Source organism: Vibrio sp. V31_P5A7T61, from assembly GCF_009904895.1.
In the GTDB taxonomy this organism is placed as follows: domain Bacteria; phylum Pseudomonadota; class Gammaproteobacteria; order Enterobacterales; family Vibrionaceae; genus Vibrio; species Vibrio metschnikovii.
Genome location: NZ_WXWI01000068.1, coordinates 45,233 through 64,771, shown reverse-complemented (window position 1 = coordinate 64,771; position 19,539 = coordinate 45,233). Strand labels below are relative to the sequence as shown.

Sequence of the window (19,539 nt, the reverse complement as noted above, 5' to 3'; positions counted from 1 at the left end):
CATCATAACTGATTGTTTATAGTTAGATAAAAATAATATTAATACATTATTAACAAATATAATAATAGTTTTAGTGATATAAGTGTCATAATGGCTTGATCGACTGATTTTCATCGACTAATAATTAATTTAGTTCGCTGGAAAGAGGCTTCGATTATGAAATCAAGTGTACTTTTATCAGTGGCTATATCCTCGGCTATTTTACTGGGTTGCGGGGGAGGTTCGGAATCTAATACTAATTCACCGACCACTCCGATCAAGGATGAACCAACAGCGGTACTTAGAGGTATTGCGATTGATGGTTATCTTACAGGTGCTCGCGCATTTATTGACTATAACTTTAATGGTCAATGGGATGAGCCTGAGCCATTTGTGGTGACAGCAGAAAATGGACAGTTTCAATTCATGCCTAATGAATTGGCTGCTTGCTGGCGCTTTGCTCCACTGATTATTGATGTGCCTGTCGGCGCTCATGATTCCGATCATGGTGTCGTGACAGAAGCCTATCAACTCATAGCTCCTCCGCAGTTTGTTAATGCTTATCCAGAGCAAGCGCGCGTGGTTTCTCCTTTCACGTCTTTAGTCTGGCAGCAGGTCGAGTTTGAATGGTTGACTCGCTATCCTCAGTTAACTTGCACTCAATTAGCTGAACAACCCGTTAAACAACGAGTATTGCAAGGCCTAATTGAAGAGCAAGAGCAGCATGTGATGGCGTTTTTCCAATTAACCCGCGATCAGCTTTATGGTGATTTTATTGCCAGCGGCGATCGTCAGCTTCATCAAACGGCGAACTTGTTAGTTCAAGGTTTTGCCGCTGCGAAGCAGCAAACGCCAGAGTTTGCTGAGCAACACCATCATGCTCGACAAGCGCGCTTAGCGTATTATTTACGCTACCCTCAATGGTTAGAAAATGGCTCAGTATTCGCACGTCATTTAGTCGCTAATGATTCGCTATCCGTTCATACTAATGATCTGATCGAAAAAAGTTGGTATCGCAGTGAGCGGGTGATCGGTGAGCAAGAGGCTAGCTGGCGACGCTATTTAATGAGTGATGATCGCCAACAAAAACTGGCCCTTGAAGCACTCAATCAACATCAACAACAACTCGTTGGTGAAGTTGTTAGAACGATAGACAGCGCATGGCAGCAAGGACAACGTTGTTTAGTGACCATTAGTTACCAAACGATCAATACCACATGGGATAATCGACATTATGAGTTAGTCGCTCGCTTAGTGGTGCCGTTTTCTGAGTCGCAGCAACAGTGTGATACTGACTCGATATTGGCAAGTGATTCTCTTAACCAGCTCGATAGCTTAACGGTGATAATCTCTCGCTATGATACATATGATCGCATGGTGTCTCGTTCGCGCCATGATTTTGCTCCAGGCCGTCATGATGTGGTTGATGCAACCTGGTTAGCAATGACACAGAATGTTTATCCTTTACACTATGAGTTAGAGAATTTGTCTTTTATTCAATCTGATATCGATCAAGCACAGGCCTATCATGCTCAGCAATGGGTAAGAGAGTCGATTGTTTATCGGGCCAATCAGTACACTTGGTTAGAGCGGCTTGATTCAGGATTATGGTTTGAGTGGCAGCAGCGTAATGGCCAAGTCACTTTGCGTTGTGGTCATGAATTAGACAAGCAATTGGCTCAGACTCGCGGCGAGTGCTATCAACGTTTTGCTCAGCCAGTATTTAGTGAAACTTTTGATGGTAGTTTGTCGAGTTTTGGACAAACCATAGTGGCCAACCAATGGGTAGAAAGGCAATCAGGAATCGGTGTTGATGGTAGCTCGGCGATTAAGGTTACTTATCAAGGTTACGAGCACGGTAGTGAGCGCGTGTTGGCATCGACAACGATTTTACCTGCTGAACGTTATGAGCTAAGTTTTGATGTTCGCTTTTGTCCTGATTTTCAGTTTGTACGAGGGGGTAAACTGCATGGTTTGGGCCCTCGGCGAGGTGTGAGTGGTGGTCATCCAATATTCGATGAAGGTTGGAGTGCTCGGCTTATTTTTGGTCGTAATGGTACTTTAGGTGCTTATGTTTATCATCAAGATATGCCTGGACAATATGGTACGGTTCAATATATATCGGATTTTTATTTTGAAACCAATCGTTATTATCACTTACGTATGGTGGTGCAAGTTAACCAGCCCGCTGCTGCATCTAATGGTTATCTTGAGATTTGGATTGATGGCAAAAAACGCATGGTCTACGATCATCTGCGCTTCCGAGCGAGTGATAGTCAGGACAGTCAAATTCAACGTATATTATTTCATACCTTTCATGGTGGAAATGATATAGGGTCAGCGCCGAGGGATGAATTTGGTAATTTTACTCAAGAATGTGCCTATTTTGATAACTTTATGGTTCGGCGTTAAGTTTTAATCGATATCAGTTGGCAACCCAAACCATGCTCTATCGAGCATGGTTTTTCTTATTTTTGGCCCCTCTTAGATATTGAGCATCGGTACATTGCTGTACGATAAATACGAACAATGTAATGCAACTATCTCTAATTAATGATGTAAGGAAATGATGTGCTAGCAGAACCGTTTGCTGAGATTTTTGATTCACACTGGTACTTAGAGCAGTATCCCGATGTCGCGGCGGCTGGTGTTGATGCATGGTGGCATTTTACCACTCATGGTTGTCGTGAGCATCGTTTACCCTGTGCTCTACCGGCTTTTGAGTGGGAATCCATATTGTGGCAACAACCCTTACAGCAAGCGCAGGCACTGGCTGCGCTACAAGCCTTGTTTGGGGAGCAAGGCCTCAACCAAAGTTTGGCCGGGTTTGTGTTAGCGCGTTTCTATGCTTGTCAGGGACAATGGTATCGCGTGAGTGATTACTTACTGCCGATGCTTAATGATGCGGTTAGCCGTTTATTAGTTGCTGAGCAAGCGCCTTGGTTATTGCAGTTTTCAGCGCTATATCAACAAAATCAGCAGGTGTTACTGGCTGACTTATTCGCTGATTTAAACTGGCCTGATAGTCTAGAGCGCGAACTTGCCATCGCAATGACCCATGGCAAAGGCAGCGTTTGGCAAGTGTTGCAGCAGGCTTGGCAACAGCTTGATTTAACCATGCCTACGGCCTTGTTTGACCGAACGGATAAACCTAAGTTATTACTTGAATATCAGCAAATAAAAAAAGCCCAAAGTACGAATTCGCAGCTAGGCTGGCGTCGATATTGCCCTTGGTATTATACCGTTTCAGTGGTCATCCCGTGTTTTAACGCTGAGCAGACTATTGATAGAGCATTAGCTTGTGTTGCTTCGCAAAGCTGGCCGCACCTTGAGATCATTGTGGTGGATGATGCTTCGCAGGATAACAGCGTTGAGATTATTAAACAGTGGCAAGCCCGTGATTCCAGAATTAAGTTGATTCAACAGTCGGATAATCAAGGAGCTTATGCCGCGCGTAATTTGGGTATGCGGCGAGCAAAGGGCCGTTGGTTAACGGTCCATGATGCCGATGATTGGTCGCACCCACAAAAAATTGAGTGCCAATTACAAGGGTTATTTGGTAACTCTCAGGCCGTAGCATCGGTATCACATTGGATACGCTGTGATGAAGTGTTGCAGTTTCAGTATTTTCCGATTGAGGGTGAGTGGATTCATCGCAATGTATCATCATTACTCATTCGACGTTCCGTACTGGCTAAGCTGGGTTTTTGGGATAATGTCTCGGTTAATGCTGATACCGAATATTACTATCGCTTATTACAGGTTTACGGTTCTAACTCTGTTGTGGAAGTGATGCCGATGATACCACTTTCATTAGGTATCGTTCATACTGATAGTTTAACTCAACAAAGCGCTACTCATTTACGCACTCAGTTTTATGGTGTGCGTAAGGAGTATCATGACAGTGCGTTAGCCTGGCATCAAGTGATGCAAGATCAACTACCACTACCGGCAGAAATGACGATCCGCCCGTTTGTGGTACCACCTCGATTGTGTAAAGGTTCTGCTTTGTTGCAGCACGATAATTTTATTCTCTATCTACGAGAGAAAGGTTGGGTTGATGAAGCTTGGTATTGGCAGCGCTACCCTGATGTTGCCGCTACGCAGATGAATGCAGTTGATCACTACCTTGAGCATGGTTGGCGTGAAGGGCGTGACCCGTGTGCGCATTTTTCTGGGTCTGCTTATACTTTTCTTCATCCCGAATCGGGTGCTGAAAATCCGCTGTGGCATCGTTTATACCATGACCCAAATTCTCCGCCGTTGCCGATTTCTATACCAGGAGGTCTTAATACTGAGGCTGTACAGCATCAGCCGGCGGTGGTTTATGTCGGCCATCAAGTATCAAATCAGCAGTTTGGTGCTGAGCGTTGTTTTGTGCAAATTCTTCAGCAATTAGCGGTGAGTGAAGATTGGCTGCGTGAAGGTTATCGAATTGAAGTGGTGTTGCCTGCGGCGGGTAACCCGTTGTATGTTGAGCAAATAGCGCGTTATTGCCATCGAGTAACTTTTATTCCAACGGCGTGGTGGCATCAAGAACGTTTGACTAGCGAAGCGTCATTAGACACTTGGTTAACATGGCTAGAGTCGGTTAAAGCGAAAGCGGTTTATGTCAATACTTTAGTGGTTGACTTGCCGCTGCTGGCGGCTCGGCAACTGGGCATACCGACTGCGGTACATGTCCGTGAACTGCCGGAACATGATCCGAGCCTTTGTCAGGCATTAGCGGTAACCCCCTCAACGTGGTTGGCGCATTTCGACCCTCTGGTGGACGTATGGATTGCGAACTCACAAACGGTAGCGGAGTGGTTAACCACTACGCGGCAACCGATTGTGTGGCCAACGCCGTGGTTATTTGATGAGACCAGCGATTTACCTTTACCCAATCAGGCGCGCCTTCAAGTCGGTATGCTCAGCAGCAATTTAGCCAAAAAAGGCATTTGGGATATGTTGCAGATTGCTCAATGGGCTGAGGCGCAGCAATTACCGCTGGATTTTTATCTCTATGGGCCTGATACCGAAGAGGTAAGTAAAATGCAGCAGCAAGATTTACCCCCTAATTGGCATTTTGCCGGCTATGTCGATCAGCCGTCGCAGGCATTGGCGAAGTTAGATATTGTATTAAGCTTATCCCATTTTCATGAATCATTCGGTCGCACCATACTCGAAGCATTGGGTTTCGGCCGAGTGGTCATTGCTTATGCCCAAGGTAGTATGGTGGAGTGGGCGGCTAGCTCTCCCGTTTACTGGGCAGACTATCCCGATCAAGAGGCCGTGCTTGGCCATTTAACTCAACTCTGTGTTGATCGAGAGCAACTGATCCTGCGTGCTGAGCAAGGTAAATTGTGGGCGAAACAGTTATCATCTAGCTGCCAAGGCGCTGAGCAATGGTTAGCTCAACAAGAACAGTTTCTTAACCAAACCGCAATTCATTAAAATTAAATAAGAGATCAATGGCTATGTCAGTGACTGCTAATCAACGTGCGCTATATTTTACCCGTCAAAAATCCGATATATCGAGTCTTTGGAGCTGGCATCTTGATAGCCCTAAAGCTTGCTTAAGTCGTCATAACTCGAGTGAATTAAACCTTAAATTTCAAGGATGGCTGTTGTATGAGCCTATATATCAAGCGACGGTATGGATTGATGATGGGCAGCAAAGACATAGTTTTGAATTAACCATCGATCGCCCAAGTGTGGTGGAGAAAAAACTGGGCGTGGATGGTGAAAAGCATCCGCTACGTCGCTGCGGTTTTCAATTTGAACTGCCTTTATTAGAGCTGCCGTTCGAGTTTGGTTTTCGTATCAATGGCCAGTCGATCAAAGTTTTAGATGGCCAGTGGTTAACCCAGCAGCAGATTGCCGCTCTCCAGCAACCGGAAAAACGTTCATTATGGCAACGGCTTCTCGCTTAAAGCTTCAACCTCAAAATGATGTTCTTCAAGGCGTAAGGTAAAATCTTCCCGATGGCGCGTTAAATGGCGGCTGTAATGAGGGTCGTGTTGAATTAAGCTCTGCCAGCGTTGGCGCATGAGTGCTATCTCTTGTTGCTCACGTGCTTGCTTGGCTGGTGTGTCGTCTTTACCGCGGCTTTTCGACTCGTAATGATACAGCATCGCCCGCGGCGTCCAGAGATTGTGATAGCCTGCTTGTTGCACTTTAAGGCAGAAATCAACGTCATTAAAGGCCACGGTGAGCTGTTCATCTAATCCTCCGATCTGTTGATAGATTGACCGTTTGACTATCAGGCAAGCGGCTGTCACCGCTGAATAATTCTGCGTACAGACTAAGCGCTTTTGATAGCCGCTGCTGTGCATCGAATAGTGTTTATGTGCGTGACCCGCTAAGCCCCAAATCCCTAAAATAACCCCCGCGTGCTGCACGGTATTATCAAAAAACAATAGCTTGGCACCGACACAACCAATTTCAGGTCTGCTCGCTTGCCGAACCATTTCGGTTAGCCAGCTTGAGTGGATGATTTCGGTATCGTTATTGAGCAAGCACACCAGTTCTCCTTGGCTGTGTTGCACGGCAAAATTATTGATCGCCGAGTAATTAAAATCAGCATCAAAATCGAGCACTTGGATAGTAGGGTGTTGGCTAATCTCGCTAAACCACGCTAGTGTTTGTGGGCAGTCACTTTGATTATTAACAATAATAATCTGGTAATGGGGGTAACTGGTTAAGCGTAAAATACTCTCCACACATTGGCGAGTGATGGCTAACCCATTGCGGGTTGGGATGATGATCGACACCAGTGGGTGCGGCGCAGGCACGCGATAGATCGGATGATAAACCTGATGTTTTTTATCAAATACTACCCGCACAATACGATGTGGATCGTGCGCGGTAAGATGCTTAAGCCCCTGCTGAACCTGTTGCCGTTCGTTAGCCGAAGGCCTCTTATACGCTGAGTAGGCTTGGTGAAAGAGTACTTCAGCGATATGTAGGTAGTTATCCGCGGTGGCTGGATTTTGTAAAGCGGCAGATAAACAGCGCAGATGTTGTGGCTGCGTTAACCAAGTATGATTGAACTGCTGGCCGTTAAAAAAGACGGCCCGTCCGATGTAGTTATGACTTTTTAAGAGATCGGGGTTCCAATCTGGTTTAAAAGCGGGGTTTTGCCGAGTCTGAATCGCGTTAAACTCATCGTGGTCGCTGTAGATCAGCCGAGCTTGGGAATGGTGAGTGGCCTGCTCGGCGATGTGCGCTAAAGCATGCGCTGACCAAGTATCCCCCAATTGTAAAAAGCAGTGCCAGGCGTCGGCATTAATATCAGCATCCGCAGTTGTGATGACCGTGATTCTTGGATCATCGATGACCTTCAGTAGGGCACCTAACCAGCTTGGTATTGCGCTATTTATCACCAGATTCAACTGCCAGTGTTGATGGGTTTGTTTGATTAGACTCTGGACTGTGCGTTGTAATAATTTGCCATTCTCTAGCAAGAGATTGTCCGGCAGCGTTAACCAAGCGACCATTGGCGTTGTTCGTGGTGGGTGATTGGTGATCATGCTCGGCTGAAAGTGTTGTTGCCAGTAAAGATAGGGTGATTGGTGAAGTTTGTGCGCGATCAGTACCGGATGATAGGTTTGAATCAGTCGCTCTAAGGCGAAGGACCAGTTCACCCGTTTTTGTCTAGCGCGGGTCAATCGGTAAATACGTTGCCAATCGCCACCTTCGGCTTTGTCACGGCGTGAGACCAGGTTCATCATCTGTAGGCAGGCGCGAGCTTGAGGGATGACTTTGATATTAATGCTTGCCGTTAATGGTACATTTAATGCTGGCCAATGTAGCTGTAGTTGTTCGATAGGGGTTGGGCTGTAAAAGATTAAGCCTAATTTGCCCGGTTTTTCTTCGATTAAGGTTAACGGAGCTTGGTCTTGGCCTAATTCCAGTATTACCGCATCTTGGATTGAATCTGAGGACTTTGCCGTGTGCTTGATGGTCAATCTATGCCATCCGGTACTTGCTCGCGTAGTGCTTAGCTGAACGCTTTGCGCGTTGGGTTGCGTTAAGTGCCAATAGCGAGTTCGTAGTTGAGCTTGAATAGAGCCGTCATAACGCTGCTGCTTATTGATCGATAAGATTTTTTGCGGTTTTATCGCAGAGAAAATCAGTGGCTGCGACGGCGTTTTAGAAGACATAGGCACGGTATTCAAGCAAAGGATATTGCGCCATAATATACAACGTTTTGGTTATCAGTGAAATCAACCACGCTGGAACGGTAATCTAATTTTGAGTAGAACAGTATGACTGAGAGCCAATTATCGTTATCGACAACAGAATCAGCACATGCCGATAATGACCTGTTGATACCTGGCCCATTAACGAGTCAAGGTGATTACTGGCTCGACCTGCATATTCGCGACCCATGGCAGTATCAAGGGGTGGTGATTGAGTTTCTCGATAATGATTTACAGCATCAACAGCTTCCATTAGGTATGAGTTTGCACGGGCGCGTTCGACAGTGGATTCGATTACCCAAAGGTGCTTCAGCGATTGCTCTACGTGACAGTAACCGTTGTTCAAGCCTTACGGTGAGGTTGACCGAGCAAACCGTTCGTCGTGCATCATCATGTTATGCTGGTGTGCATAGGTTGCTCGCGCTATTGGCTGTTATTCGACGTAACGATGTGCTGAATAAATCAGCGCTACTTAGGCAGTTATGGCGTTGTTGGCGGGATGAGGGAATTTTAGCCGCTTATCAACGGCTGCAGCGCTGTAAAGTCCGTTCTCCTGCTTTGCCACTCGCCAGTTGGTGGCATGAGCATCTTTCTCAGCGTGCGTCACAGCTTGCCGATCTACAACGACGATTAAGCCAACAGCAACTATCAAAGGTCGTGATTTGGATTTATCCTCGTGCAGGTATGCAGCAGGAAGATTTTTTAGCCACGCTGACTTCGTGTTGTCAGCAAGGGGTTGAGATGTACATTGACGCGAAGATCCCCTTTGTCATTCCGCAAGGTATCGCGGCGAGAGTGATGTCTTTCCAAGCTTTGCATCAAGATACTAACTGGCAGCACGGTTTATTGCTGCCAGTAGGGGCTAGGCTATTGCCTTATGCTGCGGCATGTTTTATTCAAGCTGGTCTTAATCAGCCACAGGCCGAGGTTATCTATACTGATCACGCTTTGGCGGAGCGAGATTCAGTGAAGGCCAGCGTGCCGACTGAGCTGTATTTAAAGCCAGATTGGTGTTTAGAGCGGCAACGTGCTGAGCATTATTGTGGTGATGTCTTATTCGTGAGTAAAACCGTGCTGCAACGGGTTGATTCGCGGTGGGCAGAACGCAGCTCTTCTCACCCCGCTTATGACTTTTTATTATCAATCGCGGAAACTTTCGCCGCAGAGGTGTTTTATCATCTCCGTTTGCCATTATGGTTACAAACCTATCGATGGGGTTTATCGTCATTATTTCCTGACTTGACGATACATTTGCAGCGCTGTGGTGTGCAGGCTCAATGCTTACTCTGTGAGCATGCGATGGCTGACAACGATAGGGTCGGGGAAATCCGCTATCAAACGGCCTGGCAACCTAAGGTGTCTTTATTGGTTCCGTTGCGTGATAACTTGGCGGTGACTCGTCAATGCGTTGAGAGTGTCTTATCCCTCACCGATTACCCTGATTATGAAATCGTGCTGATTGATAACCAAAGTCAACAGCCTGAAACGCTGACATGGCTTGCGTCGATAGACAAACACCCGCAAGTCACGCTTTTGCACTATGATGCGCCGTTTAATTTTTCGGCGATTAATAATGCGGCTGCGCAGCAAGCTAAGGGCGAGGTGATAGTGTTACTTAACAATGACACTCAAGTGATTGATCCACTCTGGTTATCTGAGATGTTGGCTTGTTTGGATTTGCCCAATGTGGGTGTTGTTGGCGCGCAATTGTTGTTTGCTAATGGCTTGATCCAGCACGCGGGTTGTGTGGTTGGTCCTCAGCAGGTCGCCACTCATCGCTTAGCTTTTGCCTCACCAGCGATAGCGGCACAAAAGGCAGAGGGACAGTCGCGACAACAAGTGAGTGCCGTGACCGCGGCTTGTTTAATGATCCGCAAGTCCCTTTATCAAGCACTCGATGGGCTTGATGAGCAGTTAAGCGTGGCTTTTAATGATGTTGATCTCTGTTTGCGGGTTGGCGAGCAAGGGCTTCGGGTGCTCTATACTCCGTTTGCCAAACTGTATCATTATGAGTCGCTGAGCCGAGGTAAAGATACCACACCAGAAAAAAAGCAGCGCGCGGCCCAAGAGGTGGAATACATGCATCAACGCTGGTCGATCAGTCGCTATCAAGATCCATTTTACCATCCACTGCTTGATGCTCGCTTGGCTAACTTTCAACTTAATCCGTTTCCTCAAGGAGTGAACGATTGGAATCGACTATGATACCGGCGGCAGATACCTCACCGTCAACGCGCTGGGTGGTAATTCAAGAGCGTGAAAACCCATCGTTTGATTTTTTCGTTAAGCCTAAATTAGAGGCGATGAAAGTCGATTGGCACGCTTGCCTATTAGCGGATTCGCCCAGTCAATGCTCGTTATTGCAGGTAGCACCGTCAACCTGCGATCGGCCACGTTATCATCTATTGTTTGTGCGTTATATCAACACCGAGTGGCGACGTTGGATTCTAGCGCATCGCCAGCACATTGCCTCAATTGTGTTTTTTATTGATGATGATTTGTTTGATTGGCAAGCCATGGCGGGATTACCGCCTCGTTATCGTTGGAAACTTTGGAATTACACCCTAAAGCACCAAGCATTTTTACGCAAAATAAACGCCCAGCTTTGGGTGGCAAATGCCTATTTGCAGCAAAAATACTCAAGTTGGCAGCCAGAGATTTGTTCGCCGCAATCCTGGCAAGCGCAAACCATCAGCCAGACGATTTTTTATCACGGCTCCGCCAGTCACAAGCAAGAACTTATCTGGCTTAAACCTTTATTTGAACGGCTATTGAAAGACTTTCCGCAACTTAGCATTGAGTTGATTGGTGATGGTGAGACCAATGCTTTATTTCGTCATTTACCACGAGTGCATGTGCTGCATCCGATGTCTTGGGCCAATTATCGGGCGTTATTGGCGAGAGGTGGGCGAGACATTGGTTTAGCTCCGCTATTAGACAGCGGTTTTAATGCCGCGCGCTCGTGTACCAAGTTTTATGATATTTGCCAAGCTGGTGCGGTGGGTATTTATGCTGATCATCCTGCTTATCGCAGCCAAATTACCGACCAAGTGAATGGTTTATTGCTGCCGATGGATCATGATGTTTGGTATCAGGCGATTGCCAAGTTATTACAAGAGGATGCTTATTACCAAACGTTACTTGCCGGATGTGTTGTCAATGATTAACTATGCTCAGTGCTTAACCATTTCTCCTGCTTTGGCTGATATTAGCCATTTGGCTGATTTACTTGATAGACCGGTAAGCTATTGGTCACCAGTGGCGCGTTTTTTTCAGCGTGAATTACCGGCTGATAGTGTGGTATTGGCCTGGGGGAATAAGCCATCAGCCCATCAAGCGGCTCGGTTTGCTGAGCGTATCCAGCGACCGATAATTCGCTTAGAAGACGGGTTTCTGCGCTCTTTGTTATTGGGTCATCAAAGTCCGCCTTTCTCTATAGTGATTGATGATCTTGGTATTTATTATGATGCCGCTCAGCCTTCTCGTTTGGAGCGGTTAATCTCCCAGCCTTTAACGTTAGATCAGCGGCAGCGAGCACAAGCGTTACAGCAGCAATGGCAGCAGTTACGACTGTCGAAATACAATCACAGTGTTGAGCAATCGCTGCCGCAATTAAGTGATAAGTTTGTTTTGGTGGTCGATCAAACTAAGGGTGATGCCTCTGTTCGTGATGGTTTGGCAGACGGCGAATGTTTCCAAACCATGTTGGCGACGGCATTGCAGGCTTATCCCGATCATCAAGTGGTGATTAAAACGCATCCCGATGTGCTCGCTGGTAAAAAGCAAGGCTATTTAACCGGTTCGGCCGTGGCGGAGTTATCTGCCGAGGAGACTAAGCGAATAGTGCTGTTGGCTGATGATATTCACCCTCCCAAATTATTGGAAGCAGCGCAGGCGGTATTTTGTGTTACTTCTCAAATGGGGTTTGAAGCGCTTTTGTGGGGTAAAACGGTGCATACGTTTGGTATGCCGTTTTATGCTGGTTGGGGATTAACGGTGGATCATCTTGCTGCCCCTGAAAGAAGAGCGCCGGTAACTATAGAGCAGTTGGTTCATGCCGCCTTGATTGCTTATCCTCGTTATTGGCATCCAGAGTGGCAAACTGCTTGTCAGGTGGAAGAGTTAATGGCTTGGCTGGCACTGCAGCGTCAGCAAATGCAGCGTATTGGTGGTGAGATTATCGCCGTTGATGTTTCACGTTGGAAGCAGCCGATTATGCAGCAGTTTTTACGTGGCGCTCGTCTGCATTTTGTTTATCAGGATAAAAAACGTATCCCTTTATTAGAAAAAAAATATGCGCCATCAATGTCCCCTGCACCTTGCTTGCGTTGGGGGAACTCACAACCTGCCGAGCTACGAGTCGAAGATGGTTTTATTCGTTCAGTGGGTTTAGGGGCCGATTTAACTCGGCCGCTATCATGGGTGATTGATGAACTGGGCATTTACTATGATGCCTCTCGCCCCTCAGCTTTAGAGCGATTACTTGTTGAAGGTCAGTTTAGCGGACAAGATTTGCAAAGAGCTGAACGGCTGATTGAGCGTTTAGTGACGTTGAAAGTCAGTAAATACAACGTCGGTGCTCATCATTGGCAGCGGCCTCAGCAGCAGCGGGTGATTTTGGTGCCGGGACAAGTGGAATCGGATGCCTCGATTCGTTATGGTTCGCCGATACTAAAAACCAATCTTGCCTTATTACAAGCAGTGCGAAACGCAAACCCTAATGCTTATATCGTTTATAAACCGCATCCGGATGTCCAGGCCGGCTTGCGTTTACAAGGGCAAGGCGAGCAAACCGCAGCTCAGTTTGCTGATGAAGTAATCGGCAATATTGATATGGCGTATCTGCTGGATCATATAGATGAAGTTCATACCTTAACGTCATTGACCGGTTTTGAAGCTTTATTACGCAGGATTCCTGTAACCTGTTATGGTCAGCCGTTTTATGCTGGTTGGGGACTAACGGATGATATTTATCCTCATGATCGCCGCGGAATCGCTCGCTCTCTGCCAGAATTGGTGGCGGCAACGTTAATTTATTATCCTTTTTATGTCAGCCCATCCAGTGGCTATTATTTAACCCCAGAACAAACCATTGATTGGATGCATCAGCAACGTCAAAACACCGTTGAGCAGCGATCGCTATCGCGATGGCTGTTTCGTCAATGGCTGAAGTTGCGAAGAAGTTGAGTGGTTGTCTGTTTTTTCACCATTCCTGATGTTATAGGGATGACGCGATGACAAGTAGTGTTGAGATTATTCTTTTCATATCAGCAGCCTCACACGTTAATAGTTAATCAGAGCAGGCTGAACCGTCAGTTCTCCTTAACTTAGACTATGCTGTTAGTCTTTCATTCGCTTCTTCCGTACAGGCAGAATCACAATCAGAAACCAGTTCAACAAACCAGTTTGGTATTAGTTTTAAAAGTTCTGATTTTGGTAACGATTTAAGTAAACAGTCCGGGTTCGATCTCAAAGATATCGAAGAGCAGTTTTTTAATTTAGGGATTCATTGGGGAGCAACCAAGCAGCTTAATGAACAGCAATTGACGACTCGTTATGTGTTTTTAGATTACGGCAATACAGAAGTTACCCTATTTAATGCTTTCGCAAAGGTAGCAGTAACGCGCCAACTTGCGATTGCGGGTGTTGGGCAAAATTTTCAATATAACTTAAATGATACGTTTTATGTTAAAGCTGGTGCAGAGCTAGGTTTATATCATGACAAGTTCGATCTTGAAGTGCGATTTTTCGGCACAGAGAAAGAAAATAAAAGTAACACAGGAGCCTTGCTAGCTGGTTCCGTGGCTGCTGGTGCGATGCTATCTAAGCATTGGGATTTAGAGTTAGGCTATAAATATCAATACTTTGCTAGTAATAAATTCGATGATGTAGCTTTCTCTAAAGCTAGCCAAATTTTCTTCGGCGTAAATTATAACTACTAAAGGTAATCGGTCTCGTTAAATAAGTATGAACTGAGGCTGATACTTTAAGTTTTTAGCATAAGCCGTTCTAATTATGGAATACAGTTAACTCGCCAGAAGGTGTTCAGTTTTTCTGTATTCCATTTGCAGAGGGTTTTCACTCAGCCTTCGGTAACTGCGCTAATAAAAAGGGCAGTAACAATAAACCAATTACGCTGGCACAAAGAGAAATGGCGATGAAAAAGCCGTTCCAATGATAAGTTTCTAAAATCATCGCTAATGGATAACCGGCGAGGGCTGCACCCATGTAAGCAAATAAGCCGACAAATCCGGTTGCAGCACCTGCTGAATCTTTATGTGAACACTCTGCGGCGGCCATGCCAATCAACATTTGTGGGCCAAACACAAAAAAGCCAATACAAAATAGTGCGGCGGATTGAAAGATAAAATGGGTCATTGGCATTAACCATAATGCAGCCACAGAAAGGAAAATACCGCTGGCGAACAATAGATTCATTGGTCCACGATTGCCAGAAAAAAGCTTGTCCGACCCCCAGCCTGCGACAAGAGAACCAACAAACCCACCCACTTCAAACAGTGATAACGCGGCATTGGCATTAATCAGGCTGTAATGATGCTGCTCGGTTAAATACAAATTTCCCCAATCATTGATCGCGGTGCGCACGATATACACCAAGATATAACTCGCGGCAAGTAACCAGATATAGGGGTTACTAAAGACATATTGCGCTAAAATCTCTCGATAGCTCAGGCCCTTGCCTTCATTTTCTTGCGCAAGTTCAAGGGTGTCTTTGCGCCAGCGGCCGATGCTTGGTAAGCCTAATGAGACGGGTTTATCCCTAAGTCGCCAGCACAGTACGATGCCGATCAGCACGCCAATCACTCCCGGCCAAATAAAGCCGTGTCGCCAGCCAAAATGCAGGGTTAAAAATCCGACTAAAATAGGGATCAATGCGCCGCCAACATTATGCGCCGTATTCCAAATGGCCCAATACCAGCCTCGTTCAGATCGTGAATACCAGGTGGTTAACAGCTTTGAGCAAGCTGGCCATCCCCAGCCCTGAAACCAAGCGTTCAAGACCCAGAGCAAAATAAAGACGCTGAGCGAACTGGAAAAACCAAAAGCGATGTTAATCAATCCGGTGGCGATTAAGCCCAGCCCCATAAAGTAGCGAGGATTGGCCCGATCTGAGATGGTGCCAGAGAGAAACTTTGAACAGCCATAGGTGATATAAAAAAGTGTCCCGAGCAGTCCTAAATCGCCTTTATCCAATCCTAAATCAGTCAGCAAACTCGGCGCGGCGTAATTGAGTGTGCGCCGAGTAAAATAAAAGCCAGCGTAGCCCAAATACATGCCGATCATGATATGCAATCGCCAATGATCGTAGGTGGCTTTGATGGTATGCGGATTGGTCAGCGCTGGTGGCGTGGTTGAGTGATAAAGAAAACGAAACATAAGCGATGTCATACCCTAGGCAATTGAATGTGCAAATGGGTTCCGCTAGGAAGTATTGGTTGCGATTGTAGCTTAAAGTGTCCGCCGAGCGCTTGTACGCGCTCTTGCATGCCTTTAATTCCCATTCCCTTGAGTGGGTCGATTTTACTGATCCCGACACCATCATCTTTAATCGTCAAAGACACCTGTTTGTCGATGGTTAAGTCAATCTCAATATGGCGCGCATGAGCGTATTTGCGCGCATTATTAAGCGCTTCTTGGCAGAGTCGAAATACAGTGACTTGCAAAGTATCGCTCAGTTGCTCCGTTGGCCCTTGGCTAGTTAAACGAACCTCAATGCCATTGTGAGCAAATTCCATTTCACGAATGAGCTGCCCAATCGCTTCTAATAGCTGTAAATCATCCAATGATTGCGGCCTAAGTTTACTCAGCAGTCGTTTGGTGGTGTCATAAACGTTAAGCGATAAAGACTCGATGGTATTGGCACTGTCTTCACGCATCTGGGCTTGTTCGGTGCGTTTGATAATGCTCGCTTGAGTACGAATGGCGGTGATGCTTTGGCCAATTTCATCGTGTAATTCACGCGCGACTTCTTTTCTGACCGATTCTTCAGCTCTGACCAATTGCTGAGAGAGTGACTGATTGCGGTATAACTCTTTACTCAGTTGGCGATTGAGATCTTGTAGCCTTTGTACGGCGACGCCAAGGAAAATGCCCGTCAGGCTTTGTGCGGAAATCGACAGCAGTAAATCGGTGATGGCTAAGTTAGAGACATCATTTCGCGTCGCGATTAAAGCAACACTATTGAGCAGGGTTGCTAATAACGCGCCTTGCCAACCGTAGCGAAAAGCCAACACGATGATCGGGATAGCAAGACAAAAAGGGGCAAAGCGGCGTAGCTCTTCTGGTAGGCTGGTTTGTAGAATAATACTGACCGTAAATAAGAGACTACACAGCAAAACCGCTTTGACATTAAAGCTGGGTTTTCGGCGGATCAGTTGTACGGAAAGTGGTAACCAACGTGTTTGAAACAGATAATTCCATAGTAAGTAGCAGGTTGGCACAAGCATTAATCCACCGGTTAAACTGACTAACCAAGTGAGATAGATTGAAGGGACATGGAAGCTTACTGAAGCGGTATTGAGGGTGGCGCATAGCGCAATGGTCAGACAGATCACCGTTAAGCGTCGCCATTGTTCGCCATGATAATAGCGCTGAGCAAAAGCGGTGATCGGGATACTCAATCCACTGGCAATCAAAATTGTTAGCCACTGCGGTTGTGCTAAGAGCAGCGCTAAACTGATGGTCAGCGCCCACTCGGTGAAGTACAGAATCGGCCAATAGCGATGGGAACAATGGAGCGCAATTCCTAATCGCAAAGCAAAAGGGAAAAATAGGATCGCCAATTCAGGATCGTTGACAAAGTAAAAACCAATCACCCATAAGCAAAACCAAGTGCAAGCGATGAGGCAAAAGCTACATACGGCGGTAAAAGGATGTAAGCGCATTAGGTTAAGTTGTGATGAATGAGGTTCGCCAAAGCAACGGTGTTACTCACGCCGAGTTTTTCCATGCCGTTCGCTCGATGGACATGAACGGTTTTTGGACTCAGCCCTAATTGTTGGGCGATCGTTTTTACGTCGATACCATCGGCGAGCAATTGACACACTTCTCGCTCACGTGGAGTCAGTGATGATAGCGGTGAAACGGGATGTTTCGGTGTCACTAAACGGCTGGCAATATCGGCGGTTAGATAACAGCCACCACTCGCGCAGGTCTTAACGGCTTGGATTAATTCATCAGGGCTACAGCGTTTACTCAGGTAGCCTTTAGCACCGAGCTCCAACGCTTTTTCTACCATGGCGGGAGAATCGTGAACGCTGAGCATAATCGCCGCCAGTCCGGAGGGCAGGTCCGCCAATAAACTAAAGCCACTTTCATTAGCCATTGAAATATCCAATATCACTACATCGGCATGGCAGCTTGGTAGACCTCGCCGAGCGTCATCAAGGGAACCAAAAGAGCCGACAACTTGAATGTCTGGGTCTAAATTGAGCAGTTGGGCAAAGCCTGAGCGGACGATGACATGATCATCGACGAGTACCACGTTGTGCATAAAATTGAATCACTCTGTAACCAAGAGGGTAAATTAACGCTAAATAGGCGGACTGGCAATCGGTAGTTATTGAGCTTCTCCCCATCACATCGTGGATGGATGTCATAGGGAGAGTTGTGAAGAGGTTAAGCTTGTGAGCTTGCGAGAGATAATAAGCGTTTTTTCTCTTTACGGATTTTCTTCTCTTCGGCAATCGCGACAAACGCCAGTAGACCAATGCAGAGGAAAGCCGAGGTATCGAGCGCGGCAAAGGTGCCTTTCCAACCGGTTAAGCCAAAAATCGGCGTGCCATCAGCGATCATCCCTAAGCCTAATTTTGCAAAGCTATCACCAATCAGATAAGCAAAGGTGCCTTTGACGCCATCGGCCACTGAGATGGCTTTTTTCGGCACGAAACCGACCGCAGCAACACCGATCAACAACTGAGGGCCAAACACTAAAAAGCCTAAGGCAAAGAGTGAAGAAAGGTACATCAATTCGCTGGTGGCGTGTTGATAAAACTCTAAGGTCATGATGATCAACGCAAGCGATACACAGGCAACTAAGGCCCGGCGACCATTCGCTAAATCGGACAAGTATCCCCACATTAAGGTTCCGACCAGCGCACCGACTTCAAACATGGTAAAGCCGGAAATCGCGACTTCTTTTGATAGTCCCAGCTCTTGGAAGGCATAAACCGTGGACCATTGGTCGATACCAATACGTACCACGTAGAGAAAGATGTTGGCAAAACAGAGCAACCAAATGACTTTGTTTTTTAGTATATATTCAACAAAGATTTGCCATTGTGTCATCTGGTTTTCTTCGGCGGCGGTATCTTCTTCGCTGATGGCCTCATTAAACAGTTCTTCTACTTTACCTAAACCATAGGCTTCTGGTGAGTCACTACCGTAACGTAGGCCAATAAAACCGATGACAATCGCCAGTAGTGAAGGGAAAACGAACATGCCGATCACATGGCCATCAAATAAGTAGTTAGCGCCAAACAAAGCGACCCCAGCTGCACCAGCGCCTCCCACGTTGTGTGACATATTCCACAGGCCCAAATAAGAGCCGCGTTTATTGCGCGGGGTCCATTTGGTGATGGTTGAATAACTCGATGGCCCACCAGTACTTTGGAATAGGCCGCTTAAAGAGTAAAAGGCGATCATCAAAAACAGACTGACGCTACCGCCGCCCAGACTGAAACTGAAGCCCAGCATGGCGATACCGGAGAGGATCAGCATAAAAGGCAGAAATTGTTTGGTATTTTTGCCATCGGCATAGTAAGACACCACCGTTTTACCGATGCCGTAAGTAATTGAGAAACCAAGGCCAATTAAGCCCAGCTCCGTCATCGATAAACCGTAAGTCGAAATCAAATCATTTTGGGCAATATTGAAGTTTTTACGCACTAAATACATTGCCATGTAGCCAATAAAGACCACCAAATAAGATTGGATAAAGGGTTTAAACCACATTTTCCGTCTGACTTCGAGTGGAAGATCTAACGTCGGTTTTCTGACCTGTTCTAGAAATTTCAACATAATACGTTCTCTTTGCCGTATAAATAAAAGGTGTATTTAAGCGTTGTCGCAAAGTGTATGGCTTGTTGGCTGGTTGAGCATGAGAGAGGGTCTTAGATCAACTAAGAAAAAGTCTTAGAAACGGCAAGGTGTTGTACAAAGCGTGAATGTAATCACGTTTAAATCGATTCACGGTGAGGTACGGATAATGAACGTCACGGTCTTCACTTGCTGTCAACGGATCACGCCAATTTTCTTGAATATCAGACTGCAAACAGAAAACCAATTTGAGAATTAGGCTAAATTTTTAAATTAAAAGAGACAAAAAGCTCCGGTGGTTTTAAAAAATAGCCTA

At 46.2% G+C, this 19,539-nt stretch carries 12 protein-coding genes; 7 read left to right on the top strand and 5 right to left on the bottom strand.

All coding sequences use genetic code 11. The features are described 5' to 3' along the window. Window positions 1–156: 156 nt before the first annotated feature. The 3 genes from CAG58_RS15365 to CAG58_RS15355 all read left to right on the top strand — a co-directional run bounded on the left by CAG58_RS15365 (window position 157) and on the right by CAG58_RS15355 (window position 5,894). Window positions 157–2,391, top strand: coding sequence for a polysaccharide lyase (locus tag CAG58_RS15365; RefSeq protein ID WP_161425187.1), 2,235 nt, complete (start codon window positions 157–159; stop codon window positions 2,389–2,391). Between the two features lie 159 nt (window positions 2,392–2,550). Next, window positions 2,551–5,415, top strand: coding sequence for a glycosyltransferase (locus CAG58_RS15360; protein WP_161425186.1), 2,865 nt, complete (start codon window positions 2,551–2,553; stop codon window positions 5,413–5,415). Window positions 5,416–5,432: 17 nt separating this feature from the next. After that, the gene (locus CAG58_RS15355; protein WP_161429729.1) at window positions 5,433–5,894 is read left to right on the top strand and encodes a hypothetical protein; all 462 of its coding nucleotides are present in this window, start codon (window positions 5,433–5,435) and stop codon (window positions 5,892–5,894) included. On the opposite strand, the gene CAG58_RS15350 is transcribed toward CAG58_RS15355, so the two are convergent. Beyond that, window positions 5,871–8,126 (bottom strand): glycosyltransferase family 2 protein, encoded by a 2,256-nt coding sequence (locus tag CAG58_RS15350; protein WP_161425184.1) that lies wholly within the window; start codon window positions 8,124–8,126, stop codon window positions 5,871–5,873. The genes CAG58_RS15355 and CAG58_RS15350 overlap by 24 nt on opposite strands. 105 nt (window positions 8,127–8,231) lie before the next feature. On the opposite strand from CAG58_RS15350, the gene CAG58_RS15345 reads away from it, so the two are divergent. The 4 genes from CAG58_RS15345 (at window position 8,232) to CAG58_RS15330 (ending at window position 14,107) form a co-directional block, all read left to right on the top strand. After that, window positions 8,232–10,370, top strand: a complete 2,139-nt coding sequence (locus tag CAG58_RS15345; RefSeq protein ID WP_161425183.1) for a glycosyltransferase family 2 protein — start codon at window positions 8,232–8,234, stop codon at window positions 10,368–10,370. Continuing rightward, window positions 10,355–11,332, top strand: a complete 978-nt coding sequence (locus CAG58_RS15340) for a glycosyltransferase family 4 protein (protein WP_161425182.1) — start codon at window positions 10,355–10,357, stop codon at window positions 11,330–11,332. Before CAG58_RS15345 ends, CAG58_RS15340 begins: the two co-directional genes overlap by 16 nt. Then, window positions 11,325–13,352, top strand: coding sequence for a capsular polysaccharide biosynthesis protein (locus CAG58_RS15335; RefSeq protein WP_161425181.1), 2,028 nt, complete (start codon window positions 11,325–11,327; stop codon window positions 13,350–13,352). The genes CAG58_RS15340 and CAG58_RS15335 overlap by 8 nt, the downstream gene beginning before the upstream one ends. Window positions 13,353–13,576: 224 nt before the next feature. After that, entirely contained in the window at window positions 13,577–14,107 is a 531-nt protein-coding gene (locus CAG58_RS15330; protein ID WP_337247266.1) for an opacity protein-related protein, read from the top strand. 136 nt (window positions 14,108–14,243) lie between these two features. Here CAG58_RS15330 and CAG58_RS15325 read toward each other — a convergent pair whose 3' ends face one another. From CAG58_RS15325 to uhpT, 4 genes are all read right to left on the bottom strand, one after another. Next, a complete protein-coding gene (locus CAG58_RS15325; protein WP_004397397.1) occupies window positions 14,244–15,563 on the bottom strand; it encodes an MFS transporter in 1,320 nt (439 codons plus the stop codon). 8 nt (window positions 15,564–15,571) lie between these two features. Further along, window positions 15,572–17,071, bottom strand: coding sequence for a signal transduction histidine-protein kinase/phosphatase UhpB (uhpB, locus tag CAG58_RS15320; protein ID WP_158137687.1), 1,500 nt, complete (start codon window positions 17,069–17,071; stop codon window positions 15,572–15,574). Beyond that, a complete protein-coding gene (gene uhpA, locus CAG58_RS15315; RefSeq protein ID WP_158144375.1) occupies window positions 17,071–17,679 on the bottom strand; it encodes a transcriptional regulator UhpA in 609 nt (202 codons plus the stop codon). The genes uhpB and uhpA overlap by 1 nt, the downstream gene beginning before the upstream one ends. Before the next feature lie 125 nt (window positions 17,680–17,804). Further along, window positions 17,805–19,205, bottom strand: a complete 1,401-nt coding sequence (gene uhpT, locus CAG58_RS15310; RefSeq protein ID WP_154169420.1) for a hexose-6-phosphate:phosphate antiporter — start codon at window positions 19,203–19,205, stop codon at window positions 17,805–17,807. Window positions 19,206–19,539: the final 334 nt, after the last annotated feature.